Source organism: Arthrobacter sp. NQ4 (assembly GCF_029077345.1).
Lineage (GTDB): Bacteria > Actinomycetota > Actinomycetes > Actinomycetales > Micrococcaceae > Arthrobacter.
On the sequence record NZ_JARETC010000002.1, the window covers coordinates 256,157 to 280,897 of the forward strand.

General features: G+C 64.9%; 25 protein-coding genes. 13 read left to right on the forward strand and 12 right to left on the reverse strand.

Annotation, left to right across the window (positions count from 1 at the left end):
* Positions 1 to 12: 12 nt before the first annotated feature.
* The 4 genes from tatC to PUN51_RS05015 all read left to right on the forward strand — a co-directional run bounded on the left by tatC (position 13) and on the right by PUN51_RS05015 (position 6,309).
* Positions 13 to 807, forward strand: coding sequence for a twin-arginine translocase subunit TatC (gene tatC, locus PUN51_RS05000; protein WP_224026104.1), 795 nt, complete (start codon positions 13 to 15; stop codon positions 805 to 807).
* A gap of 20 nt (positions 808 to 827) precedes the next feature.
* Positions 828 to 3,749 carry a DEAD/DEAH box helicase gene (locus PUN51_RS05005; protein WP_275180129.1) on the forward strand — a complete coding sequence of 974 codons (2,922 nt, stop codon included), beginning with the start codon at positions 828 to 830 and terminating at the stop codon, positions 3,747 to 3,749.
* 59 nt (positions 3,750 to 3,808) lie between these two features.
* Positions 3,809 to 5,470, forward strand: a complete 1,662-nt coding sequence (locus PUN51_RS05010; RefSeq protein ID WP_275180130.1) for an amidohydrolase — start codon at positions 3,809 to 3,811, stop codon at positions 5,468 to 5,470.
* Between the two features lie 95 nt (positions 5,471 to 5,565).
* Positions 5,566 to 6,309, forward strand: coding sequence for a polyprenol monophosphomannose synthase (locus tag PUN51_RS05015; protein WP_275180131.1), 744 nt, complete (start codon positions 5,566 to 5,568; stop codon positions 6,307 to 6,309).
* Between the two features lie 100 nt (positions 6,310 to 6,409).
* Here the strand turns inward: PUN51_RS05015 and PUN51_RS05020 are convergent, their stop codons facing one another.
* The 5 genes from PUN51_RS05020 to PUN51_RS05040 all read right to left on the reverse strand — a co-directional run bounded on the left by PUN51_RS05020 (position 6,410) and on the right by PUN51_RS05040 (position 10,203).
* Positions 6,410 to 6,757, reverse strand: coding sequence for an RNA polymerase-binding protein RbpA (locus tag PUN51_RS05020; RefSeq protein ID WP_026266052.1), 348 nt, complete (start codon positions 6,755 to 6,757; stop codon positions 6,410 to 6,412).
* Between the two features lie 241 nt (positions 6,758 to 6,998).
* Positions 6,999 to 7,946: an SPFH domain-containing protein gene (locus PUN51_RS05025; protein WP_275180132.1), complete on the reverse strand. Its 948-nt coding sequence runs from the start codon at positions 7,944 to 7,946 to the stop codon at positions 6,999 to 7,001.
* 22 nt (positions 7,947 to 7,968) lie between these two features.
* On the reverse strand, positions 7,969 to 8,442 hold the full coding sequence (locus PUN51_RS05030; RefSeq protein WP_141160411.1) for an NfeD family protein: 474 nt from the start codon (positions 8,440 to 8,442) through the stop codon (positions 7,969 to 7,971).
* A 129-nt stretch (positions 8,443 to 8,571) separates the two neighbouring features.
* Positions 8,572 to 9,453 (reverse strand): methyltransferase domain-containing protein, encoded by an 882-nt coding sequence (locus PUN51_RS05035; RefSeq protein WP_159631971.1) that lies wholly within the window; start codon positions 9,451 to 9,453, stop codon positions 8,572 to 8,574.
* 69 nt (positions 9,454 to 9,522) lie between these two features.
* On the reverse strand, positions 9,523 to 10,203 hold the full coding sequence (locus PUN51_RS05040; RefSeq protein WP_275180133.1) for a peptide deformylase: 681 nt from the start codon (positions 10,201 to 10,203) through the stop codon (positions 9,523 to 9,525).
* A 53-nt stretch (positions 10,204 to 10,256) separates the two neighbouring features.
* On the opposite strand from PUN51_RS05040, the gene PUN51_RS05045 reads away from it, so the two are divergent.
* Positions 10,257 to 10,670, forward strand: coding sequence for a nuclear transport factor 2 family protein (locus PUN51_RS05045; RefSeq protein ID WP_275180134.1), 414 nt, complete (start codon positions 10,257 to 10,259; stop codon positions 10,668 to 10,670).
* Between the two features lie 28 nt (positions 10,671 to 10,698).
* On the opposite strand, the gene PUN51_RS05050 is transcribed toward PUN51_RS05045, so the two are convergent.
* The 3 genes from PUN51_RS05050 to PUN51_RS05060 are packed head-to-tail and all read right to left on the reverse strand — an operon-like array spanning position 10,699 to position 13,804.
* Positions 10,699 to 11,850: an FAD-dependent oxidoreductase gene (locus tag PUN51_RS05050; RefSeq protein WP_275180135.1), complete on the reverse strand. Its 1,152-nt coding sequence runs from the start codon at positions 11,848 to 11,850 to the stop codon at positions 10,699 to 10,701.
* Position 11,851: 1 nt separating this feature from the next.
* Positions 11,852 to 12,547, reverse strand: a complete 696-nt coding sequence (locus PUN51_RS05055) for a class I SAM-dependent methyltransferase (protein ID WP_275180136.1) — start codon at positions 12,545 to 12,547, stop codon at positions 11,852 to 11,854.
* Between the two features lie 15 nt (positions 12,548 to 12,562).
* Entirely contained in the window at positions 12,563 to 13,804 is a 1,242-nt protein-coding gene (locus tag PUN51_RS05060) for a type III polyketide synthase (RefSeq protein WP_275180137.1), read from the reverse strand.
* Between the two features lie 729 nt (positions 13,805 to 14,533).
* Here PUN51_RS05060 and PUN51_RS05065 point away from each other — a divergent pair.
* From PUN51_RS05065 to PUN51_RS05075, 3 genes are all read left to right on the forward strand, one after another.
* Positions 14,534 to 14,761, forward strand: a complete 228-nt coding sequence (locus tag PUN51_RS05065; protein ID WP_275180138.1) for a hypothetical protein — start codon at positions 14,534 to 14,536, stop codon at positions 14,759 to 14,761.
* Between the two features lie 73 nt (positions 14,762 to 14,834).
* Entirely contained in the window at positions 14,835 to 15,245 is a 411-nt protein-coding gene (locus tag PUN51_RS05070; RefSeq protein WP_275180139.1) for a DUF3054 domain-containing protein, read from the forward strand.
* Positions 15,246 to 15,366: 121 nt separating this feature from the next.
* Entirely contained in the window at positions 15,367 to 15,648 is a 282-nt protein-coding gene (locus tag PUN51_RS05075; protein WP_141160402.1) for an Lrp/AsnC family transcriptional regulator, read from the forward strand.
* Positions 15,649 to 15,664: 16 nt separating this feature from the next.
* Here PUN51_RS05075 and trpD read toward each other — a convergent pair whose 3' ends face one another.
* Positions 15,665 to 16,720 (reverse strand): anthranilate phosphoribosyltransferase, encoded by a 1,056-nt coding sequence (gene trpD / locus PUN51_RS05080; protein WP_224026113.1) that lies wholly within the window; start codon positions 16,718 to 16,720, stop codon positions 15,665 to 15,667.
* A gap of 148 nt (positions 16,721 to 16,868) precedes the next feature.
* Between trpD and ctaE the strand changes: the two genes are divergently transcribed.
* From ctaE to qcrB, 4 genes are all read left to right on the forward strand, one after another.
* Complete coding sequence (ctaE, locus tag PUN51_RS05085; RefSeq protein ID WP_175318541.1) at positions 16,869 to 17,507, forward strand: aa3-type cytochrome oxidase subunit III; 639 nt, start codon at positions 16,869 to 16,871, stop codon at positions 17,505 to 17,507.
* 86 nt (positions 17,508 to 17,593) lie between these two features.
* Positions 17,594 to 18,382, forward strand: a complete 789-nt coding sequence (gene qcrC / locus PUN51_RS05090) for a cytochrome bc1 complex diheme cytochrome c subunit (protein ID WP_224026114.1) — start codon at positions 17,594 to 17,596, stop codon at positions 18,380 to 18,382.
* Positions 18,383 to 18,480: 98 nt separating this feature from the next.
* Positions 18,481 to 19,551, forward strand: a complete 1,071-nt coding sequence (gene qcrA / locus PUN51_RS05095) for a cytochrome bc1 complex Rieske iron-sulfur subunit (RefSeq protein WP_159631963.1) — start codon at positions 18,481 to 18,483, stop codon at positions 19,549 to 19,551.
* Positions 19,529 to 21,199 carry a cytochrome bc1 complex cytochrome b subunit gene (gene qcrB, locus PUN51_RS05100; protein ID WP_275180140.1) on the forward strand — a complete coding sequence of 557 codons (1,671 nt, stop codon included), beginning with the start codon at positions 19,529 to 19,531 and terminating at the stop codon, positions 21,197 to 21,199. The genes qcrA and qcrB overlap by 23 nt, the downstream gene beginning before the upstream one ends.
* Before the next feature lie 111 nt (positions 21,200 to 21,310).
* On the opposite strand, the gene PUN51_RS05105 is transcribed toward qcrB, so the two are convergent.
* On the reverse strand, positions 21,311 to 22,081 hold the full coding sequence (locus tag PUN51_RS05105; protein WP_159631961.1) for a GntR family transcriptional regulator: 771 nt from the start codon (positions 22,079 to 22,081) through the stop codon (positions 21,311 to 21,313).
* 159 nt (positions 22,082 to 22,240) lie between these two features.
* Between PUN51_RS05105 and PUN51_RS05110 the strand changes: the two genes are divergently transcribed.
* Positions 22,241 to 22,534: an HPr family phosphocarrier protein gene (locus tag PUN51_RS05110; RefSeq protein ID WP_159631960.1), complete on the forward strand. Its 294-nt coding sequence runs from the start codon at positions 22,241 to 22,243 to the stop codon at positions 22,532 to 22,534.
* A 76-nt stretch (positions 22,535 to 22,610) separates the two neighbouring features.
* Here PUN51_RS05110 and PUN51_RS05115 read toward each other — a convergent pair whose 3' ends face one another.
* Both PUN51_RS05115 and ctaD read right to left on the reverse strand, forming a co-directional pair.
* Positions 22,611 to 23,012, reverse strand: a complete 402-nt coding sequence (locus PUN51_RS05115; RefSeq protein WP_159631959.1) for a cytochrome c oxidase subunit 4 — start codon at positions 23,010 to 23,012, stop codon at positions 22,611 to 22,613.
* Entirely contained in the window at positions 23,009 to 24,736 is a 1,728-nt protein-coding gene (gene ctaD / locus PUN51_RS05120; protein ID WP_159631958.1) for an aa3-type cytochrome oxidase subunit I, read from the reverse strand. The genes PUN51_RS05115 and ctaD overlap by 4 nt, the downstream gene beginning before the upstream one ends.
* Positions 24,737 to 24,741: the final 5 nt, after the last annotated feature.

Sequence of the window (24,741 nt, forward strand, 5' to 3'; positions counted from 1 at the left end):
CCCGAGGGGCGGATGTCCCTCTGGGAGCACCTCAAGGAGCTGAAGAACCGGCTGATCAAGTCGGCCATCGGCGTCGTCATCGGCGGTATTGGGGGCTGGATACTTTACGATCCGCTGTTGAAGGCGCTGGCCGAACCGGTAAACCGGATTTCGAGTGAGACCGGGGGCCTGGCGGCCATCAACTTCGGCACCATCGCGTCGCCCTTCGACTTCAAGCTGCAGATGTCGCTCCTCATCGGGGCGGTCATCTCCAGCCCCATCTGGATCTACCAGCTCTGGGCGTTCATCACGCCCGGGCTGACGTCCAAGGAACGCCGCTACACCCTGGGCTACATGGCTGCTGCCATCCCCCTGTTCCTTGCCGGAATCTGGGTGGGGTGGCTGGTGGTTCCCCAGGTGGTCCACGCCTTGACCCAGTTCACTCCGGAGGGGTCCTCCAGCGTCATCGACGCCAGGACCTACATCGAATTCGTCACCCGCATGGTGCTGATGCTGGGACTGGCCTTCCTGGTCCCCGTGGTGCTGGTTGGCATCAACATGGCGGGTATCGTTTCGGGCCGCACCATCTTGAAGGCCTGGCGCATCACGGTCTTCCTGGTGTTTGTCCTGGCAGCAATCGCAGCGCCGGGTGCTGATGCCATTTCGATGTTCATGCTGGCCGGACCGCTGTTGGCGCTCTTTTTTGCAGCGATCGGCATCTGCATCATGAACGACAAACGCCGCGAACGCCGGCAGGCCCGGCAGGTCGAAGAGACCGAGGCCACAGCCGATATCGCCACCCCCGGCAGTGAACTCAAGAAGCTGTAGCGTGCCGCTAGGCTTGGGGTATGTCCTCCACCACCGGACCCTTCTCCACCGGCCCCGTCGATCCTGAAGAACTTTCTCCAGCCGAGAGATACCGTGCCAGCGCCGAGCGCCGGGCAGAGGCGGCCACGTACCTTGGGTCCTTTATCCGGACCCTGGAGTTCGAACTCGACGACTTTCAACGGCAGGCGTGCCGTTCGCTTCAGGAAGGCAGGGGAGTCCTGGTGGCGGCCCCGACCGGAGCCGGGAAGACCATCGTGGGGGAGTTCGCCATCTACCTCGCCCTGCAGCGGGGCCTGAAGGCCTTCTACACCACCCCCATCAAAGCCCTCAGCAACCAGAAATTCACTGAACTCAGCGAAAAGTACGGTGCAGAAAATGTGGGCCTCCTGACCGGCGACACCAGCATCAACGGCGACGCGCAGGTGGTGGTGATGACCACCGAAGTCCTCCGGAACATGCTGTACGCGGATTCTGCCACCCTGGAGGACCTCGGCTACGTAGTCATGGACGAGGTCCACTACCTCGCCGACAGGTTCCGCGGGGCAGTGTGGGAGGAAGTCATCATCCACCTGCCCAGCGAGGTCCAGGTCGCCTCGCTCAGTGCAACCGTCTCCAACGCCGAGGAGTTCGGCGCCTGGCTGGACACCGTCCGCGGGGACACCGACATCATCGTCTCCGAGCACCGGCCGGTGCCGCTGTGGCAGCACGTCATGGTGGGCCGGCAGATCATGGACCTGTTCGCCGGGGAGACCACCTTCGACGAGATCGCCCCGCCCGTCGAGGAAGAGGACCGGCAGCCTGCCACGGCCGGCAAATCCGTCGACACCGCCAAGGGCCGCGGCTTTGACGTCAACCCGGACCTCCTCACCGTTGCGCGCAGCGAAAGCCAGCAAAGCTTCCGCAGCCGTCCCGGCGCCGGCCGCCGCGGCCAGCGCGGCCGCAACGGTTATGACCGCCCGGGCAGGAGCGAACAAACCGGGGTCCGCCCCGCCAGCCGTCCGCAGGTGATCGCCAGCCTGGACCGGATGGACCTGTTGCCTGCCATCACCTTCATCTTCTCCCGTGCCGGCTGTGAAGCGGCCGTGGCGCAGTGCGTCGGTTCGGGCCTGTGGCTCACCACAGAGAAGGAGCAGCGGATCATCGCCCAGCGGGTGGACGAGGCCGGGCAGGACATCCCGCCGGACGACCTCGACGTCCTGGGTTTTTGGACATGGCGGGACGGCCTGCTCCGGGGTTTCGCAGCCCACCATGCCGGCATGCTGCCCACCTTCAAGGAGGTGGTGGAAAAGCTTTTCGCCGACGGCCTGGTCAAGGCTGTTTTCGCCACTGAGACCCTCGCCCTGGGCGTCAACATGCCCGCCCGCTCGGTGGTCCTGGAAAAGCTGGACAAGTTCAACGGGGAAGCCCACGTGGACATCACCGCGGGCGAGTACACCCAGCTCACCGGCCGGGCCGGGCGGCGCGGCATCGACGTCGAGGGCCACGCCGTGGTGCTGTGGCAGCCGGGGACGGACCCGACGGGGGTGGCAGGCCTGGCGTCGCGGCGAACCTATCCGCTGAACTCCAGTTTCCGGCCCACCTACAACATGAGCATCAACCTCCTGGCACAGTTTGGGCGTGCCAGGGCCCGGGAAATCCTCGAATCGTCCTTCGCCCAGTTCCAGGCCGACCGCTCGGTGGTTGGGCTTGCCAGGCAAGTGCGGAGCCGGGAGGAGTCCCTTGCGGGCTACGCCAAGTCCATGACCTGCCACCTGGGCGACTTCACGGAATATGCCCGGCTGCGCCGGGAACTTTCCGATGCCGAAAGTGCCACCTCCCGGACCAAGTCACGGGTCCAGAAGTCACTCAGTGACGACTCCCTGGCGCGCCTCCTGCCCGGGGACGTGGTCAACGTTCCCGGCGGGCGCGCCCCGGGGCCCGCCGTCGTCCTCAGCTCTGACCACAGCAGCCGCGAACCCCGGCCTGCCGTGCTCACCCTGGACAACCAGCTGCGCCGGATAGGAACCGACGACCTGGAAGGACCCATCGCGCCGGTTACCCGAATCCGCATTCCCAAATCCTTCAATGCCAAGGTGCCCAAGTCCCGGCGGGACCTTGCCTCCAGCGCACGGAACGCCCTGCGCGAGAACCGGCCGCCTGCTCCCGGGCAGAACCGCAACCACGATTTCGGCCGCGGAGCCGCCTTTCCAAACCAGGAGCGGCGCATCGCCGAACTGCGCCGGGCCCTCAAGGCACACCCCTGCCACGGATGCAGCGAACGCGAAGACCATGCCCGGTGGTCGGAGCGGTGGTGGAAGCTGCGGCGTGAAACGGATGGCCTGGTCCGCCAGATCCAGGGCCGCACCAACACGATCGCCAAAACCTTCGACCGCGTGTGCGATGTCCTGTCCGCCTACGGATACCTGGAGGACACCGGCGACGGCCGCCTGAACATCAGCCCGGACGGCCAGCGGCTGCGCCGGATCTACGGCGAGAAGGACCTGCTGATCTCACAGTCGCTGCGGCTGGGCGCGTTCGATGACCTGGACGCCGCCGAAGTTGCTGCCCTGGCCAGCGTGCTGGTCTACCAGGCCAAACGCGAAGACCGGGGCCTGCGGCCGCGCATGCCCAGCGTCTCCCTGGAGACCTCCGTGGACATCGTGGTCAAGGAATGGTCCGTCCTTGAAGACGTGGAGGAGGAGAACAAGCTTCCGCTGACCGGCGAACCTGAACTCGGACTTGTCTGGCCCCTGTACAAGTGGGCCCGCGGACGCCACCTCCAGGACGTCCTGAGCGGCACTGACCTTGCCGCCGGTGACTTTGTCCGCTGGGTCAAGCAGGTGGTGGACCTGCTGGACCAGCTCGCCAAGATCCCCGGCCTCGATCCGCGCCTGGCACGGCTCTGCGCCGAAGCGATCAACCTCATCCGCCGCGGCGTCGTGGCCTACTCGTCCGTCCTCTAGTCACACCTCACCTCTTGCCGGCTGCAACTGGCCTGCACTATCCCAGGAGTCCTGCCTTTATGCCCCGCCCTGATCCCGCACCCCGCAACGCCGACCGTCCCGCCCCGGTGCTGTACCGCAACGGATCCGTGTACACCGCGGCTGACCCGTTCGCCACGGCAATGCTTGTGGATGGGGACACTGTTGCCTGGGTCGGATCGGAGCAGGCGGCCTCGTCCATTGCCGACAGCTCCATGGAAGTCATCGACCTCCGCGGCGCCCTGGTTGCGCCGGGCTTCGTTGACTCACACATGCACCTGACCGAAACCGGAATGGCCCTGGAGTCACTCCAGCTGGGAACGCTCAAGTCGGCCCGGGAAGTGCTGGACGCAGTCGCCGGGGCCGCCGGGAATGGACCGGTGCTCGGCCACGGCTGGGACGAGGCCACCTGGGCGGACCCGGCCCTGCCCAGTGCAGAAGAACTCGACCGGGCCGCTGGAGGCAGGCCGGTCTATCTCTCCCGTGTGGACGTGCACTCGGCGCTGGTGTCAACGTCGCTGGCACAGTCCGCGGACCTTCAGAACCGGGACGGGTACGACGGCGGCGCCCGGGTGACGCGGGCCGCCCACGAGGCAGCACGGCTGGCGACCCGGCAACTGCCGCAGGATGAGCTGAAGCGGCTCCAGGCCCGGGCCCTGGCGGAAGCGGCCGCCAACGGCTACGTCGCCCTGGCCGAAATGGGTGCACCGCACATCGGCGGCGCCCAAGACCTGCGGCTCGCGGCAGCATGGAACGCCGCCGGAACCGGGGAGCCCCTTTTTCCCGAAGTCATGCCGTACTGGGGCGGGCTGGTCTCCTCCGAGGAACAGGCCCGCGCGCTGGTGGCAGAGCTGGGGGCGGGAGTCCGGGGCCTTGCAGGAGACCTGAACATCGATGGTTCCCTGGGCTCGCGCACCGCCGCCCTGCGCGCCGGTTACAGCGATGCCGGACAGGAGCGCGGCACCTTGTACCTGAGCGTGGACCAGGCAGCAGCCCACCTTGCCGCCTGCTCCCTTGCCGGGATCCAGGGCGGGTTCCACGTGATTGGTGACGCCGGACTGGATGCTGCGCTCGAAGCGCTGGACCTTGCCGCCAGGGAAGTGGGGGAGCAGCGGGTGCGCGCCGCAGGCCACCGGTTTGAGCACGTGGAGATGGCCGATGCCGAAGCCGTGGCCAGACTGGCGCACTACTCCGTGACCGTCAGCGCACAGCCCTCCTTCGACGCTGCCTGGGGCGGCCCCGGTGGCCTCTACGAGCAGCGGCTGGGGGACCGAAGCCGGTCGATGAATCCGTTCGCCGCGTTCTACTCGGCCGGAGTTCCCGTCTGTTTCGGCAGCGACAGCCCCGTCACGCCCCTGCGTCCCTGGTCCAGCGTGCGCGCCTGCGTGGAACACCACAACCCGGACCAGCGTATTTCTGCGCGGGCAGCCTTCCTGGGCCACACCCGGGCCGGCTGGCGGGCCGCGCGGCACCCGAACCCCATGGCCGGGCAACTGGTGCCCGGGGCTCCCGCGAGTTTTGCCGTATGGGAGGTGGAGGAACTGATGGTCCAGGTGGCTGACGGGCGCGTTCAGTCCTGGAGCACCGATCCGCGCGCCAGGACCCCCTTGCTGCCGGCGCTGGACACGGGCTCAGACCCGGTATGCCTGCAAACCGTAAAAGACGGTGCCGAACTGTTCGCCAGCCCGGCCCTGCGTTCCTGACCCGGGAATCCTCCGCCCTATAATGGGGAGTTGCGCCTGCGGCCGGCATGCCCGGCACCAGGTGCACCGACCACTTCCACCAGGAAAGGCCCTCTGTGCGCGTCCTTACGATCATTCCCACCTACAACGAACTGGAATCGCTGCCCAAGACGCTCCAGCGCCTGCGGAAGGCCGTTCCGGCGTCGGACGTGCTGGTGGTCGATGACAACAGCCCTGACGGCACCGGCCAACTTGCCGACGGCTTCGCTGCCGAGGACTCCCAAGTCCACGTCCTGCACCGCAAGGGCAAGGAAGGCCTGGGCGCTGCCTACATCGCCGGTTTCAAGTGGGGCCTGGATGCCGGCTACGACGTCCTGGTGGAAATGGATGCAGACGGTTCCCACCAGCCGGAACAGCTTCCCCAACTGCTTGAAGCCGTGGAACAGGGCGCAGACCTGGCCATGGGCTCGCGCTGGGTCCCCGGCGGCAGCGTGGTCAACTGGCCGCTGTACCGCCAGGCGATTTCCCGGGTGGGCAGCACCTACGCCCGGTTGATGCTGGGCCTGCCGATCCGGGACGTGACCGGCGGATACCGCGCGTTCCGCAGGACCACCCTGGAAAAGCTCAACCTGGACCAGGTGGACTCTGTGGGCTACGGCTTCCAGGTGGACCTGGCCTGGCGCGTGGCCAAACTGGGCCTGCGCATCGAGGAACGCCCCATCACTTTCGTCGAACGGGAGCTCGGCGCATCCAAGATGAGCGGCAACATCGTGGTCGAAGCCATGATCAACGTCACCAGATGGGGTCTGGCCGCGCGTTGGAACACGCTGGCCGGAAAGCTGAAGAACAAGCAGGCATAGCCTCGCGGTACTGCCGCCGCTGACGATGTCCGGGCGGTGCCAAAAAAGGGGGCGGCCCCGCACCTTGGTGCGGGGCCGCCCCCTTTTTTGGCGGTTGGCCTTATGCCGAGCGGCGCTCTCCGCGGCGTTCGCGCAGGATGGTCAGGCGGTCCTCGAGGATCTGTTCGAGTTCAGGCAGGGAGCGGCGTTCCAGCAGCATGTCCCAGTGGGTGCGGACTGCCTTGTCGTTGCTGGTGTCCGGCTTTTCGCCGTCAACCAGGAGCGCTTCCTTACCGGTCTTGGAGACCCACACCGGAGGAATTTCCGCCTCGGAGGAGAACGTGACGAAGACCTGCTCGCCATCCGCGCAACGGTATTCGACCCGCTGGCGCGGAGCCGGCTCAACTCCGGACTCGGTCTCCATGCTCTGCGCACCAAGGCGCATGCCCCGCAGGCTGCGATCGCTCATGATTTCTCCCTCTGGTCGGTTCGCGGATGAAATCTCCGCGCTAGCCGGTGGCGCCGTGGCACCGCCGGACTACTTTGTGCACTGTGCTGCATCATAGGATTCAACGCATTGCGAAGCTTGGTTGTTCCAGCTGGTAGTCTCCTGCCGGACAAATACCCAATTATACGTTGGTTATCACTGTTGGAACAAAACGGGGAGGGTTTGGCGTCAACCGCCAAGCCCTCCCCGTTTCCCGTTCAGCTTATGGCTGGGCGCGTTCGGTGGGTGCGTCCTGGAAGAGCGTGCCGCCGGCTGTGCCTTCCGCATTGGTGCCTCCGAGGGCGTTGCCAATGCCCTTCAGGGCTTCCCCGACTTCGCTCGGGATGATCCAGAGCTTGTTGGCGGAGCCTTCTGCGAGCTTGGGCAGCGTCTGCAGGTACTGGTAAGCCAGCAGTTTCTGGTCCGGGTTTCCCTTGTGGATGGCGTCGAACACCTTCTGGATGGCCTGCGATTCGCCGTCCGCCCGCAGGATGGCAGCCTTGGCTTCGCCCTCTGCGGCCAGGATGGACGCCTGGCGCTGCCCCTCGGCGGTGAGGATGGCCGACTGCTTGGTGCCCTCGGCCGTGAGGATTGCTGCGCGCCGGTCGCGTTCGGCACGCATCTGCTTCTCCATGGAATCCTGGATGGAGTGGGGCGGATCGATGGCCTTCAGTTCCACCCGAGAAACGCGGATGCCCCAGCGGCCGGTGGCCTCGTCCAGGACGCCGCGCAACTGTCCGTTGATCTGGTCCCGCGACGTGAGGGCTTCCTCCAGGTTGAGGCCACCCACCACGTTGCGCAGGGTGGTGGTGGTGAGCTGTTCCACGGCCTGGATGTAGTTGGCGATTTCATACGTGGCCGCCCGCGGGTCCGTCACCTGGAAGTAGACCACCGTGTCGATGGACACCACCAGGTTGTCCTCGGTGATGACCGGCTGCGGCGGAAATGACACCACTTGTTCACGCAGGTCCAGGAGCGGCAGGAGCCGGTCCACAAAAGGAATCAGGATGGTCAGGCCCGGATTGAGTGTCCGCTGGTACTTGCCGAGCCGTTCAACAACACCGGCGCGGGCCTGCGGAATGATCCGGACGGACCGGACCAAAACTATGATGACAAAGACGATCAGAACCACCAGCACGATGGCCAGTGCGGTTCCGCCTGCGTTTTCCATACAACTCCTTGTTCCCCAATTGTCAGGCTGTATCAGGCCCGGTGGCCGCCGTGGGCGGTACCGAAACCACTGCTGTTGCGCCGTCGATGGCCGCTACGACCACCGTCTGTCCTGCGGGAAGCACTCCCGCAGCGGAGCGCGCACTCCATATATCGCCGCCGATTTTCACCAGGCCGCCGTCGGACGTCACGGCCTCCATCACCACGGCCGGCTCACCGATCAGACGGTCCACGTTGGTTCGCTGCTCGGAGGGGCCCTTCTTCAGGTGGGACAGTGCCACGGGCCGGACAAAGGCCACCATGAGCAGCGACACGATGCAGAAGATGACTACCTGGAGCCAGGGCTCGGCGCCGGCAAAATCGGCTACCAGTGCGGCGAGCGATCCGCCGCCAAGCATGATGAAAAACAGGTCAAGGGTGATCATCTCGATCACTGCAAACGCCAGGAAAGCCGTGAGCCACAACGCCCACCAGTTTTCCCCAAGCCATTCGAACATTCCTGCTTCCCCCTTCGTCACGGGGGAGCCGCGTCCGCGGACCCGCCAGCAACTGTCTTTTCATCCTAGTCCGCGGACCTGGCCTGTGGGCCGGTTCACAGCGGGTGCCGGGGGATAGTGGCCAAGTCGTTACGGGGCACCGTGGGCAGTAGGCCGAAACACGGACAGCCTGAATTTTGCGTCGGCTTCCACCGGTTCCGGTGAGTCTTCGAGGCGGGCGGCGATCTTGTCCCGGTCAAGGTGGTGGCCCGCCGGTCCCATGAACGCCAGGTCCGCGGCGGCCGCGCGGCCAAGCTTGAGCGGTATGTCCACGTCCAGGGCCTTTTCGGGCTCGAAGTGCCCGGCCAGCGCCTCTGCCAGCCGCTCATCCTTGCCCTCTTCAATGCCAAGCATTCCGGTCACGGCCGCGATGCCCGCCAGGTGTCCGGGCCGCGGTGTCACCACCGCCAGCACCCCCTCCGGTCGCAGGACCCGGGCGAACTCGGCGGGGTTCCGCGGTGCGAAGACCACGGTGACCGCGTCCACCGAGTTGTCCGCCACCGGCAGCGGCCGCCAGATGTCCCACACCAGGTTCACGGCTTCCGGGTTGAGGCGGGCAGCCCGCCTGAGGGCGAATTTCGAGATGTCCAGGCCAATGGCGGACGCCTTCCGCCCCCCGGCAGCTGCAGCATCGAGGATTGCCCGCAGATAGTGTCCGGTCCCCGTTCCCGAGTCAAGCACCACCGCGCCTTCCGGCCGCAGGACGGGTACGACTGCGGAGGCCAGGGCCTGCTGCAGCGGCCCGTAGTGCCCGTTCCCCAGGAAGGCGTACCGTGACGCCACCATCGCGGCGCTGTCCGGTTCGAAAGGTGTGCCTTTGCCCACCAGGAGGTTGAAGTAGCCCTGGCGCGCGGCGTCGAAGCTGTGCCCGGACGGGCACACCAGGCGCGGCTGGCGCGTGGCCTCCGCTTCCAGGTACTCCAGCGGATGTGAGCAGACGGGGCACAGGAGGGGAAGGTCCGCGGAAGGCATGGGAACCAGTTTAGGGCGGGCCGGGTATGCAGCCCTGCCCGCCCTGCATGCGGAGGGAGGCGGTGACCGTCAGCCGAGGGAGATCCCCGCAGGCCCGTCGTCGAAACCCAGCCCTTCCCGTGCCTTGTCAATGCCCGCTTCTGCCCAGTGCGCTGCGTATTCGGCATTGCTGCTCAAAGAGCGAAGCTGGGCGCGGTCTATGTACAGGATGCCGTCGAGGTGGTCCGTCTCGTGCTGCACGATGCGCGCCTGCCAGCCGGAGAACTCACGCCGCTTCGCCGCGCCGTCGGGTGTTATGTACTCCAGCAGCACGGCCTCCGGACGCGCCACCACCGCCTGCAGCCCATTGAGGGAAAGACAGCCCTCATAGAACGACGCGTGCTCCTCCCCAAGCGGCGTGTAATGGGGGTTGAGGATGGCCAGGAAATCCAGCGGACTCCGGTTGCGCAGGGCAGCGGCAACGGGATCGATGTCGAACTGGTCCTCCAGGACGGCGAGCCGCAGGGGGATGCCCAGCTGCGGCGCGGCAAGGCCCACGCCGGGCGCTTCGTGCATGACCTGCCGCATGATCCCGATCAGGCGGTCCAGCTGGTCCGCTGACAGCTGGCCGTCAAAGTCCGCGGCACGCTGGCGGAGCGCCGGGTGTCCGGCCTGGACGATGGGCGGGAGGGATCCGGCGGCCAGGATCCGCTCGACAATCTCACGGATCTGGCCGGCGCCGGCGGTGGTTGGGGGAACAGTCTGGGTCATGGGGACAGCCTACTGGCGGAGGGCGGGCGGGGACGTTGGGTAGGGTCTACTCCATGGCTGAAGATCCGCTCCCTGCAGCGTCCCCGCTGGAACACGTCCTTGAATTCATCCGGGTCCTCGAATCGGGTGGCGGGGCGGCGGACATCCGGCCGTTCCTCTCTGCAGAGTTCGTGCTGACGGAAGCACCGCACCTGTTGGCCCCGGAAGGCTCCACGCGGACGCTGGCGGCGGTGCTGGCCGGTGCTGACCAGAGCCGCGACGTGGTGGAGGACCAGCAGTTCACTGTCCGGCGGACCACATGTGAAGGCGCCCGGGTGGTGGTGGAGGCGGATTGGTCTGCCACAGTGCTGATGGATCTGCGGTATTGGGACCGCGGCGAGACAATCCGGGCCAGGACCTCGTCCGTCTTTGAGGTCAGCAACGGCGTGATCGTGAGCCAGGACAGCTACGACTGCTACTTCCGGTAACCCGGCAAACCGGTCGGTGGTGCGGCCACTAGTTCATGGTGAAACGCCTGGCGGCCCACTGGTTCACTGCCGGAATTGCGGCGGCCGCGGCAACACCGGCGGTACGCATCCGCAGGAGCGGGCCCGGCAGCGGCCTGCCCAGCATCATGTTGATTTCGGCCTGCCGGCGGGCCAGGACGGCAGCCCGCCGCCGGCTCTGCTCGAAGTGCCTGAGTTGAGTGCCCGGATCTTCACCGGCCAGTGCCGCGCAGGCCACCGGCACCAGGTCCCGGGCGCCCAGCCAACCGAGGTTCATGCCCTGGCCACCAATGGGGCTGATCTCATGGGCGGCATCGCCGAGCAGCACCGTCCGTCCGGCGACGGTCCGTTGGGCGATTCCGGACTGCACGTTGAAGGCACTGAGCATGGAGTTCGTGGCCGGATCCGGGCGAATCCCGGTCCTCCGGTGCACCAGCTCCGCAAGGTGGCCGGCCCCTGCCGCCGGTCCGGCCGGGGCGCCCAGCCGCACCACCCAGCGCCGGACGCCACCGGGCAGCGGGAAGGACTCAACGATTCCGTCCGGTTCAAGGAACAGGACAGCTTTGTCCCCGTAGTCCGTGCCGTCGTCGAAATCCCCCATGAGGTAGTGGTCGGGATACGTCTTCCGGACCATCGGGACCCCGAGCGCATCCCGCAGCCGTGACCGGGCACCGTCGGCCAGGACCAGCAAAGCCCCCGTCGCACTGCGGCCGGGAGCCGTGGCACCCGCGCCGGCATCCACCGCGACGGTGACCGTACCGGCGTCGTCCCTGACACCGGTGACTTTCGCACCCCTGACAATTGCCCCGGGGTCCAGGGCGAGGACGCGCTCTTCCAGGAGCTGCTCCGTCCTGTACTGCGGGAGTGCCAGCACGAACGGAAAGTCCCTGGAGACGTCGTCGAACGCCATGGTGCCCACCGTCTTCCCGCGGCTGACCGCCATGCCGGACCGGATGCGGACACCCTCCTGAACCATGGCAGAGGCCACGTGCACGGCGGCCAGGGCCTCCAGGGCCGGCGGGTGGATGCCGATGGCCCGGGTATGCCGGTCCCGCTGCTGCCGCTGCTCAAAGACCCTTACCGAAACGCCTTCCTGCAGCAGCGCGGCCGCCAGGTACAGGCCCACGGGACCGCCGCCGGCGATCAGGACATCGGCATCCATTTCAGCCCTTCCGGCAGGCCAGGACCTGGTGGAAGACCGATGAGTGCTCCACGGACCAGCCCGGGGGAGCGGCTGCGGCAAGCTCGGCACGGGTGTAGCTGCGGCGGATGGACGTCAGCCCGTCTTCCCGGATGAAGGATTTCCGGAACGGGAGGGCGGCCACACCGAAGAGGGAGAATGCGATGGTGCTGCGGATGAGATCGTTGTGCAGCGCCTTGTGTCCGGCGAGGGATTCCGAATCTGCCAGCAGTTGCTTGAGCTCCCGTGACTGGAGGTGGTGCAGCACGTGGTTGGAGATCACGACGTCGAACCTGGCACCTTCGCGGACCAGGTCGCCGCTGTGCGCCTGGCGGAATTCGACGCCGGGCATGGGGGCGCGCCGGCCGGCGAAGGCGGCAGCGCGGGGATCCGGATCAATGCCGGTCACGTGCATGGTCATGCCGTCCCGGTCTGCCCAGCGGGCCAGCATGACGGCGAGGTCGCCACCGCCGGACCCGATGTCCAGGACGGTCACGGGGCTTTGGTCCGGTTTGACCATGGTGCGCAGCTCCCTGTTGTACAGGCCCCGCCAGCCGGACAACACCCGGTTGATGACCCAAAACTGCCGGTAGGTATTGTCCAGGAGCTTTTCATCGCAGTCCGTGCGGTCCATCTGCTCGATGTCCCCGGCGGCGCGCGTTCGCAGCAGAATCCCCATGCCCTGGTGTCCTTGTTAGGCCACGGGTGCTTCTGCGGGCGTCCGGTCCTGGCGCGCCTCCGGGGCGAATCCGGCAGCGTGGTCCTGCCGGACGAGGTCCTGGTTTGCGGCGATGGACTGCCGGAGCTTGGTGAACAGCCCCGTTTCCACGGTCAATCCCGGGCCGAAAGCCATGGAACAGATACGCCCGCCACCGTTGGAATCCCCGGGCAGCAGCGGCTGTTCCAGGATGTATTTGAGGACAAAGAGCACCGTGGCACTGCTCATGTTGCCGTAGTTCCGGAGGATGTCCCGCGCCGGAACCAGTTGCGCGTCGCTGAGGCCAAGCCGGGACTGGACCTTGTCCAGGATGCTGCGGCCACCAGGGTGGATGGCCCAGTGGGGGATCGCGGTGTAGGGGAGTGCCGCCAATTCCGGGTCCTTTGCCAGCAGTGGCTGCAGGGCACCCACGATGTGGTCATCGATGATGTGGGGCACATAGGTGCCCAGGACCATCTCGAACCCATGGTCGCCGATGTTCCATGCCATGGAGTCCTCACCGACCGGGGTCAGGACTGTTTCGAAGTGGTCCAGCTTCAGCAGCGCGGCTTCTTCCGCGCCGGGGCGTGCGGTCACGACGGCGGCGGCGGCGCCATCGGCGAAAAGGGCCGAACCCATGATGGTGTCCGGATCATTGGACGTGCGTACGTGCAGGGAGCAGAGTTCGGCGCAGACCACCAGGACCACCGCGTCCGGGTCGGATTCACAGAACAACTTCGCAGCGCGGAGCGCCGGAAACGCCGCGTAGCAGCCCATGAAGCCCAGGTGATACCGCTGGACGGAAGGACTAAGCCCGAGCTCGCGCACCACCTTGTAGTCCGGGCCCGGATTGAAAAAGCCCGTGCACGACACCGTCACGAGGTGAGTTATGTCAAGTAAATCCAGTTCGGGAGCCGCCTGCAGGGCAGCGCGGGCAGCCTCAACGAACAGCTTGGTGGCTTCCCGGGCGAAGATGTCGTTGCGGACCTTGGTGCTGGGATTCAGCAGGAGCCCGGTGTCCGGGTCATAGAACTGAGGATTGTCCGAGCGTGAGGTGTTGGTGAGTTCGCTGACTGCCGTGAATCTCGTGTCTATGGCTGCGCCGTCAAAGCAGGTGGTGACCAGGCGTGAACCAAGCCGGGAAAGACCCGGCTGCGCGGCGAATACATCACGGGCTTCGGACTGGATCAGTTTTGTCGTCGGAACTGCAGTTTCAAGTGAACGCACGTAGACCGTCATCACGTCATTCTTGACGTGCGCTTTGATAAAGACAATGGTCTTGGCGGTAGGAACAGCGGTTTCGCCACGTAGTTGTCGCGGGATGCAGGCGTAATTGTCCCGGATTGCAGGGCCTGGATTGCTTCGCATCCTGCCCCGCTCCAGGACTCTATACGTTGCGCCGATAATCTACATTATGTCAAGTAGTGTTTCGAACGTCCCCTGGTAGAAGCCATTCCGGCGTGGTCCCCCGCAGTGGTGGTCAATGACGCCTTTGCATCGAGGCCCCGACCACAGCTCCGACTCCGAGCCCCAACGCAAAGCCCCAGAATGGTGTGTGGAAAATCGCCAGCCCCAGGCTGATTCCCAAGGCTGCGCCCACCAGGCTGCAAATCCATAAGGCTTTGTTCACGATCTCTCCGTTATGGGCGGGTGGGCTCAACTACTGCAGCGACCTTACTTCATCCCTATCCGGTACATGCCTAAAAACGGGGAGATCCGCATCGAAATTGGGTAGCTCCCACCCATGCGCCACCGGCCTTGGGCGTCCTAACCTTTTGGACATGGCGGCAGGCCCACCCGGCCCACCGCGGGCGCGCGATGGGGCGGTCCCTGGATCCTCCTTTAGTCATGCAGACGGCGGCGGCGCCCGGTACTCCTTTTACTCCCCAGGACGCCCCCATGCGCGAACTCCCCCGCCCCCACACCTGCCCGCATTCCACGGCTACCTGCCCGGCTTGCCGTTCCGAGATGCGCGACGAAGCCCTGCGGCAGGCTCCCGGCAAACCCATTATTCTGCTGCGCCCCGCACCCGTCACGGTGCGTTCCATGCCGGCAAACGCCTTGGCCTACACCGTGACCGATGTCCTCATTGAGTGGGACGCGGACATGGATTACCACCTGCGGTGGGAGGCAAGCTGGCTTGTCCACCGGGTACAGGCAGCACACAAAGACCGCCACCTCCAGGAAGCGGTCTGACCGCCCGCTCCCCCACCCCGGGCACCGGGACGTCCCAACATGGCAGCCTCCCGTCGGCGGCTAAGCTCGAACCATGAGTTCGTTGAAAACCAAGCCTCCACAGACATCACCGGCACGGGCAGCAGTGGTGGCGGCAGCGGTGGATATGGTGCTGATCCTCGTTTTCGCCGCGATTGGCCGCGATGCACACCACCGTGAGGAGCCCATCCTCGGTGTGCTGTTGACTGCCTGGCCGTTCCTCGCCGGCGCGGCCGCCGGATGGATGATCGCCCGCGTATGGCGGAGCCCCTTCTCCATCACCCGGGCAGGGGTTCCAGTCTGGCTCGGAAGCCTGGTGGGCGGCATGCTCCTGCGGGCATTGACCGGCCAGACAGTTGTCCTGCCCTTCATCATCGTTGCCACGATTGCCCTGGCGGTGTTCCTTGTGGGCTGCCGCCTCCTGCTGGCAGGCGCCTCACGCCTCCGCCGCAGGCCGGGCAGGTAGCGGGCACCAGAAGTTGGGCGGCAGGGTGGCGGCAGGGGAAACGGCACCCGTGTAATAGGCTGGCTGGAGAGAAAAGCCTGCCGTTCCCCAGTGCGGCGGCACCGATTGAAGGGGTACAAACGTGGTTACCGCATTTGTTCTGATCAAGACCGACGCCGCCCGCATTCCGGAGACGGCGGAAGAAATTTCGGCCATCGAAGGCATCAGCGAAGTGTATTCCGTCACCGGCGAATGGGACCTCATTGCGGTAGCCAGGGTCCGCAGGCATGAAGACCTCGCGGACGTCATTGCGGACAGGCTCTCGAAAGTTCCCGCCGTGGTCCACACCACCACCCACATCGCCTTCCGGGCGTACTCACAGCACGACCTCGACGCCGCCTTTTCGCTGGGTTTCGAACAGTAATCCGGCAACCCGGCCGTTAGGCGCGGGAGAGGGACACCCAACGGTCCAGGACGGCAGCGGCAGCACCGGAGTCGATCGAATGCGCTGCACGCGCGAAAGCCTCCTGCATCCGTGTCAGGAACGGGCCCTGTGCTTCGAGGTCGAACGCAACAAGGCCGGCCGCGGCGTTCAGCAGGACCGCATCCCGCGCCGGACCCTGGCTGCCGGCAAGGACGTCGCGGACGACTCCCGCGTTGGCCGCCGCATTGCCGCCGCGAAGCTGTTCAACAGTAGCCAGGCTGATGCCGAGGTCCTGCGGCGAGAAGTGCAGTTCATTGACGGCTCCGTGCCGGATTTCCCACACGGTTGATGGGCCAGTGGTGGTCAGCTCGTCCAGGCCGTCGTTGCCACGGAAGACCAGTCCCCTGCTCCCCCGGCGGGCCAGGACGCCCGCCACCAGCGGCGCCATCCGCGCGTTCGCAACGCCCACCGCCGAAGCCTGGACATTGGCGGGATTGGTCAGCGGTCCCAGGAAATTGAACGCAGTGGGCACTGCCAGCTCCCGCCGGGGCACGGCGGTGTGGCGGAATGACGGGTGGAACACCTGCGCGAAGCAGAACGTGATTCCCGCCTCTTCAGCGTTCCGGGCCACCCGGGCGATCGGCAGGTCAAGCCGGACACCGAGCGCTTCAAGAACGTCAGCAGACCCGGACGACGACGACGACGCCCGGTTGCCGTGCTTAACCACCTTCGCGCCGGCCCCGGCAGCGACCAGGGCGGCCATGGTGGAGATGTTGATGGTGTTAAGTTGGTCACCACCCGTGCCGACGATGTCCAGTTTCTCCCCGGTGATTGCCACGGGGTTGGCGTGGGCGAGCATTGCCTCAACCAGGCCGGAAAGCTCGTCCACCGTCTCGCCTTTGGCACTGAGGGCCACAAGGAATCCGGCAATCTGTGCAGGCGTGGCTTCACCGGACATGATGGTGTCCATGGCCCAGGAGGTGTTCTCCGCAGTGAGGTCATTGCCCTTGATCAGGGCCGAGATCAACCGGGGCCAGGTGTTGCCGGACGCTGTAGTTGCCTGAGAAGTCACTTGCTGATGCTATCGACCGACGGCGGCCACTGACCAATGTGAACGGTTGCGGGAACTTTTCCCGGCGATTTCGCGTCTTTGTAGAAAAAGTCCCCCGAAAAGGCGGTTTGCGTTGGGCAGCACGGACTTTTACAGACATAATGTCTATGTGACATCTGCGACCCATGCCCCCAGTACCCCGGCGCACCCCACGCTGAACCGCCCCAATATGGTTTCTGTTGGAACCGTTGTGTGGCTGTCCAGCGAGTTGATGTTCTTCGCCGGTCTCTTCGCCATGTACTTCACTCTGCGCTCCACCAGTGGGCAGATGTGGGCGGAAGAGACAGCCAAGCTCAACTTCCCCTTTGCGCTCGTAAACACGATCGTCCTCGTGGCCAGTTCCTTTACTTGCCAGATGGGCGTCTTCGCCGCAGAGCGGCTGCAGCCGCGGCGCACCGGAGGTGCACTGCAGTTCGCCCGCTGGGGAATGAACGAATGGTTCACCCTGACGTTCCTCATGGGCGCGTTCTTCGTTGCCGGCCAGACCACCGAGTACGCAATGCTGGTTTCCGAGCACGTCTCGCTCTCCTCCAACGCTTATGGCTCGGCCTTCTACATGACCACCGGCTTCCACGGCCTCCACGTCATCGGCGGCCTGATTGCCTTCCTGCTCATCATGGGCCGGTCCTTCGCCGCGAAGAAGTTCGGGCATTTCGAAGCAACGTCCGCGATCGTCACCTCTTACTACTGGCACTTCGTTGACGTCGTGTGGATTGGCCTCTTCCTGGTCATCTACGTACTCAAGTAGCCAGCTTTGATTCTTTTTCTACAAGAGGCAGAATTTCAGGTAGCGGCTCCCGGAGCCGGCGCAGGATCGAATAAAGGAACCACCACGTGAAGGCACTCTCACAAAAGCGGCGTCACCCACTTGCAGCAATAGCGCTGCTTCTGATGGGGCTCCTCATCACGGGTGGGCTGTACGCCGTGGCAACCACCGTCAACCAGGCCAAGGCTTCGACCACCACGTTCAGCGCAAGCGACACAGAGGAGGGCGGCAAGCTCTTCGCCGCCAACTGCGCCACCTGCCACGGCATGGGCGCCAGTGGTTCCAAGGACGGCCCCTCGCTGGTGGGTGTTGGTGCAGCCGCTGTTGATTTCCAGGTGGGCACCGGCCGCATGCCGATGCAGATGAACGGCCCCCAGGCCATGAAGAAGCCCGTCCAGTTCAATGACGAGCAGACCCACCAGCTTGCAGCCTACGTCGCCTCCCTGGGAGCCGGCCCGGCAGTTCCTGCAGAAGACCTGACAAACGGCGGCGGCGATGCAGCTGCCGGCGGTGAGCTCTTCCGGACCAACTGCGCCATGTGCCACAACGCCGCCGCTGCCGGTGGCGCGCTGACCCGCGGCAAGTTCGCACCCGCCCTTGCCGATGTATCCGGCAAGCACATCTACGAGGCCATGGTCACGGGCCCGCAGAACATGCCGGTCTTCAACGACGCGAACATCACTCCTGAAGGCAAGAAGGACATCATCACCTTCCTGAAGCAGATCGAGACCACCGGTTCACCGGGCGGTGCCGACCTCGGCTCGCTGGGTCCGGTTGCTGAAGGCCTGTTCGTTTGGGTTGCCGGTCTTGGCGTCATCATCGCCTTCACCATCTGGCTCACCTCCAGGACGTCCTGACGTTCCGCAGGAACACACAACTTCTGCTGCCCTGTCAGCAGCTTGAAATTAGAAACTAACCCGGCAAATGCCGGGACGAGAGAAGGATGAGGCGAATTATGGGCAACCATAGTGACGGCAGTCCGAACCACTCGGGCACCGTAGCTACGGCTGGTCAGAATGAGGTGGAGAAGTTCCAGGATCCTGGAATTCCCCCGCATCGTTTGCGCCTGGCTGACACGGACCCGAAGGCCGCAAAGCGGGCAGAACGGCAGGTCGCCTTACTATTTGGCATTTCTGTTGTTGGAACCCTGATCTTCCTGGTGGCGTACTTCGCCATTGATCTGGGTGATGACTCCAGCATCGCCACCATCCGGCTCCAGAACGCCCTGCTCGGCGTTGGCACTGCCTTCGCAATGCTGGGTATCGGTACCGGTATCGTGCACTGGGCCAAGGCCCTGATGCCCGACCACGAAGTCTCCGAGGAACGCCACGCCATCCGTTACGAAGAGGACCGCCAGGCTGCGGTGCGCATCGTTGACGACATCGTGGAAGAGACCGGCATCAAGCGCCGCCCGCTGATCCGCAACACCCTCCTGGGTGCGGTCGCACTTGCCCCGCTTCCCGCCGTCGCCATCTTCGGTGACCTCGGACCCCGTCCCGACGACAAGCTCGCGCACACCATGTGGGCTCCCCAGGACGGAAAGCGCAAGCGCCTTACCCGCGACCCCGATGGAACCCCCATCAAGGCCTCGGACGTCACCATCGGTTCGGCCTTCCACGTCATTCCCGAGGGCCTGAACGAACTGCAGGAGGGCAAGCTCAACGAGAAGGCAAAGTCCGTTGTGCTCCTCATGCGCCTCGATCCCGCGTCGCTGAACCCCTCCAAGGGCCGCGAAGAATGGGGTTACAACGGAATCGTTGCCTACTCCAAGATCTGCACCCACGTTGGCTGCCCCGTTGCTCTGTACGAGCAGCAGACGCACCACCTGCTGTGCCCGTGCCACCAGTCCACCTTCGACCTCACGCAAGAGTGCAAGGTGATCTTCGGCCCCGCCAGCCGTCCTCTCCCCCAGCTGCCCATCGCAGTTGATGACGAGGGCTACCTCGTCGCTACCAGCGACTTCCATGAACCCGTAGGACCAAGTTACTGGGAGCGTGATTCGCATGAGCGCAGCATCAACAGCTGAGCCGGCATTCGTCGCCAAAACCAAGGCAGGCCGGATCACCGACTTTGTCGACTCACGAGTTGGCGGCTCCGGGATCCTCCGCGAGTTCGGCCGCAAGGTCTTCCCCGACCACTGGTCTTTCATGTTCGGTGAAGTGGCGCTGTACTCCTTCGTCATCCTGCTGCTGTCCGGAACGTTCCTGACGCTCTTCTTTGATCCGTCCATGGCGGAGACCCACTACGACGGCGGCTACATTCCCCTTAAGGGAGTGGAAATGTCGGTGGCGTACAGCTCCTCGCTGAACATCTCCTTCGACATCCGCGGCGGATTGTTCATGCGCCAGGTGCACCACTGGGCAGCCCTGCTGTTCGTGGCATCCATCGCAGTCCACATGCTGAGGGTCTTCTTCACCGGCGCATTCCGCCGCCCGCGTGAAATGAACTGGGTGGTGGGCAGCGTCCTGCTGATCCTGGCCATGGCTGCAGGCTTCACCGGGTACTCGCTTCCCGATGACCTGCTGTCCGGCAACGGCCTGCGCATCATCGACGGCGTCATCAAGTCCATCCCGGTCATCGGAACGTACATCTCGTTCTTCCTGTTCGGCGGGGAATTCCCCGGCACGGCCATAATCAGCCGCCTCTACATGCTGCACATCCTGCTGGTGCCGGCGTTGATCCTGCTGATGATCGTCCTGCACCTGTTCATGGTCGTGGTGCACAAGCACACGCAGTACCCCGGTCCCGGCCGCAACGACAACAATGTTGTCGGTTACCCCCTGGGTCCTGTTTACGCAGCGAAGGCCGGTGGATTCTTCTTCATCGTCTTCGGCGTGATCGCCCTGATGGCGGCATTCTTCACCATCAACCCGATCTGGAACTACGGTCCGTACGACCCCTCCCCGGTGTCGGCCGGTACCCAGCCTGACTGGTACATCGGTTTCGTCGACGGTGCCCTGCGACTCATGCCCGGCACACTCGGCAACTGGCACGTGGAACAGATCTTCTTCGGTCACGTGTTCACGTTCAACGTGCTCCTCCCGGCCCTGGTCCCCGCTGGCATCCTGTTCACTGTGATGTTCACCTACCCGTGGATCGAGCGCTGGATCACCAAGGATGACCGCGAGCACCACGTCCTGGACCGCCCGCGCAACGCCCCGACCCGTACGGGCATTGGTGTTGCCGGATTCATCTGGTACTGCGTGATGTGGGCAGCTGCAGGTTCCGACCTCATTGCCACCCACTTCCACGTGTCCCTGAACGACGTCACGTACTGGCTCCGTGCCCTGTTCTTCGTCGGACCGATCATCGGCTTCATCGTTGCCAAGCGTGTTGCCCTTGCACTGCAGCGCAAGGACCGGGAAATCGCCCTGCACGGCCGCGAGACTGGCCGTATCGTCAGGCTCCCGCACGGCGAATTCATCGAGGTGCACGCCCCGCTGGATGAGTACAAGCGCTACAAGCTGGTTGGCTTTGAATCACCCGAGGTCATCCCGGCCCTGCCCAACGAGCACGGTGTCGTGACCCGCAAGGAGAAGCGCCGCGCGTTCCTCTCCCGCTGGTTCTTCGAGGACCGCGTTGCTCCTGCTACCCCTGCAGAGCTTGAAGCAGCCCACGGCCACGGCCACGAGGCAGTTGAAGCAGCAGAGGGTTCCAAGAGCCTGACGCACTAAGCGACGATTGATACAGGAAGGGCCCGATCCTATGGATCGGGCCCTTCCTGCTTTAAAAGTTCTCCTGCGTGCGCCGCCAACGGCCCATGGCTGTGGCCTGCCGGCGTGCTGTCAGTGGTTGCGGGCGCGGCGCGCTCCCGGCCGCTGCAGTGGCACCCACAGCTTGTACCGGTCGGCCCTGTAGTAGGACACTGAATAGTCAACCATCGCCCTTGCCACAAAGGCGTGCCGCTGGATCTTCAGCAAGGGCGCACCCACCTCCACGTTGAGCAGGCGTGCCGTCGACGGGGAGGCGGCGGTCGCCTCAATCATGTCCTCGCCCCACTCCATCACCAGGCCAAACTGTTCGCTCAGGACGTTGTAGAGCGACGTGGGTGGCTCGCCGTCGAGCAGGCCCGGGACGCGGTGGGCCGGGATGAAGTTCTCGTCCACGCTCATCGGTTCCCCGTCGGCCAGCAGGAGCCTGCGGAACCGGACCAGGGGTGTGCCCTCGTCCAGCTGGAGTTCACGGGCCAGGAACGCGCTGGCGCCGATCTGCTCAAAGCTCAGCACCTTGGCAGCGGGCACCATGCCGCGCCTCTGCATCTCTTCGCTGTAGGACGTGAGCTTCACCTGCAGGTCGAGTTTCGGGCGCCGGACAAAGGTGCCCAGGCCCACTACGCGCTCGATGACCTCCTCCCCTACCAGGGCGTCGATGGCCTGCCGGACCGTCATCCTTGCCAGTCCAAACCGTTCGGCAAGGTCACGTTCTGATGGCAGCGCCGATCCGGGCGGGCACGACTGTGCGATGTAGCTCCGCAGGATCTCCCGAAGTTGCACGTAGATGGCCGTTCCGCTGGTGCGGTCTATTTCACCCGTGATTGCCGTGGCGCCAGCTGCCATGATCTTCTCCTGCCGTTGGTTTCCCCTCAATTTTAGGACGGTCTAGACCAGTCCCGGGACGCGGACGCTCTTTCGCGCGGCAGGCATGGCGGCCGCTATATTTGGTCTGGAAATTTTGCCAGCAGACGGATGGGGCCGTCTTTCGTATAAGGAGTCCCTTTGCCAACACAGAAGGCCGTGGTGGCAGCGCCGGTAGGCCTGCATGCACGTTCCGCCGCGGTATTTGTCCGGGCTGTCACCGATACAGGGCTTCCGGTCACCATCAGCAAGGCGGGCGCGGCGAAGGTGGACGCCCGGTCCCTGCTCCAGGTGATGGCCGCCGACTTTGCACAGGGGTGTGAGGTGGAGCTGTCCGTCAGCGAAGCCGCGCTCGAGGACGACCTGGGACGTGAAACCGTGGAGGCGGCCCTTCGGGACCTTCGCGTACTTTTGGAGTCCCAGGGGGCCGGCTGAGAGCCGTAAAAACCCCCTAACGACGTCGGGCCCCACCATATTGGTGGGGCCCGACGTCGTTATTCTTATTGCTTGCCTAGTGTGCGTGGTCTCCGCGGCTGTATTCGTACACCCAGCCGACGAGGGCTACGATGGCGATCCCGCCGGCGATGAAGATGACCCAGGCGCCAACTGCCAGGCCCAGGAAGCCAGTGGCGCAGGCGATACCCAGGACCAGGGGCCACCAGCTCCAAGGGCTGAAGTGCCCCTGTTCGCCGGCGCCCTCGTGGATTTCCGCATCGCTGCGGTCCTCGGGACGAAGGCCTACGCGCTTGCCGGTGAAGCCCAGGTAGGCGCCGATCATGCCGGCCAGGCCGGCCACGAGCAGGATGCCCAGGATGCCCACCCATTCGCTCCAGTTGGTCAGGAATCCGTAGACCAGCGAGACGGGAACGAAAAAGAAGACTCCGGAGCCAAAGATCCAGGATTCGATTTTCACTGTGCGGTGTCCTTCTGGTCGGCGTTGCCGAGTACTGCCGCTGCGGGAGCCGGCGAGTCAACGGTGTGGACTTGGCGGAGTTCCGGGTGGTGCAGGTCCAGGGCGGGACGTTCGGAACGGATCCGGGGCAGGGACGTGAAGTTGTGGCGCGGCGGCGGGCAGGACGTGGCCCACTCGAGCGAAGCACCGAAGCCCCACGGATCATCGACCTGGACCTTTTCGGCCTTGCGCCAGGTGATGTAGACGTTCCAGAAGAACGGGATGAGGGACGCGCCCAGCACGAAGGATGCGACGGTGGAGAACTGGTTCATCCACGTGAAGTTGTCCTCCACGAGGTAGTCCGCGTACCGGCGCGGCATGCCCTCGACGCCCAGCCAGTGCTGGATCAGGAAGGTGCCGTGGAAGCCCAGGAACAGCAGCCAGAAGTGGATCTTGCCCAGGCGCTCGTTGAGCATCTTGCCGGTCCACTTGGGCCACCAGAAGTAGAACCCGGCGAACATGGCGAACACCACGGTGCCGAACACCACGTAGTGGAAGTGCGCCACCACGAAGTAGGAGTCCGAAACGTGGAAGTCAAGCGGCGGCGAGGCCAGGATGATGCCGGTAAGACCACCGAAGAGGAAGGTGATCATGAAGCCGAGGCTCCACAGCATCGGCGTCTCGAAGGTCAGCGACCCGCGCCACATGGTGCCGATCCAGTTGAAGAACTTCACGCCGGTGGGCACTGCGATGAGCATGGTCATGAACGAGAAGAACGGCAGCAGGACGGCGCCGGTGACGTACATGTGGTGGGCCCACACCGTGACCGAGAGGGCCGCGATGGCGATGGTGGCGTAGACCAGGCCCTTGTAGCCGAAGATCGGCTTGCGGCTGAACACCGGGAAGATCTCCGAGACGATGCCGAAGAACGGCAGCGCGATGATGTACACCTCGGGGTGTCCGAAGAACCAGAACAGGTGCTGCCAGAGGACGGCACCGCCGTTCTCAGGATCGAAGATGTGTGCACCGAACTTGCGGTCCGCGCCGAGGGCGAACAGGGCGGCGGCCAGCGGCGGGAAGGCCATCAGAACCAGGATCGCGGTGATCAGGGTGTTCCAGGTGAAGATCGGCATACGCCACATGGTCATGCCCGGAGCACGCATGCAGATGATGGTGGTGATGAAGTTGACCGCACCGAGGATGGTGCCGAAGCCCGACAGGGCCAGGCCGAAGACCCACAGGTCTCCACCAATGCCCGGGGTGAACGTGGTGTTGGACAGCGGTGCGTAGGCGAACCAGCCGAAGGACGCAGCGCCCTGCGGCGTAATGAAGCCGGAGACGGCGATGGTGGAGCCGAACAGGAAGAACCAGAACGCCAGTGCGTTCAGACGCGGGAACGCGACATCGGGCGCGCCGATCTGTAGCGGCATGATCACGTTGGCGAACCCGGCGAACAGCGGGGTGGCGAACATCAGGAGCATTACGGTGCCGTGCATGGTGAACAGCTGGTTGTACTGTTCCTTGGTCTGCAGGATCTGCATGCCGGGCTCGAAGAGTTCCGCACGGATCAGCAGGGCCATGACGCCGCCGAGGCAGAAGAACACGAAGGACGCGATCAGGTACATGTACCCGATGGTCTTGTGGTCAGTGGAGGTGATCCAGTTGACGACGATGCGCCCCTTGGATTTGGGTACCACGGGAGCCGACAGGACCCCCGTGGGTGCGGATTGGGTGTACGTAGCCACGTCGC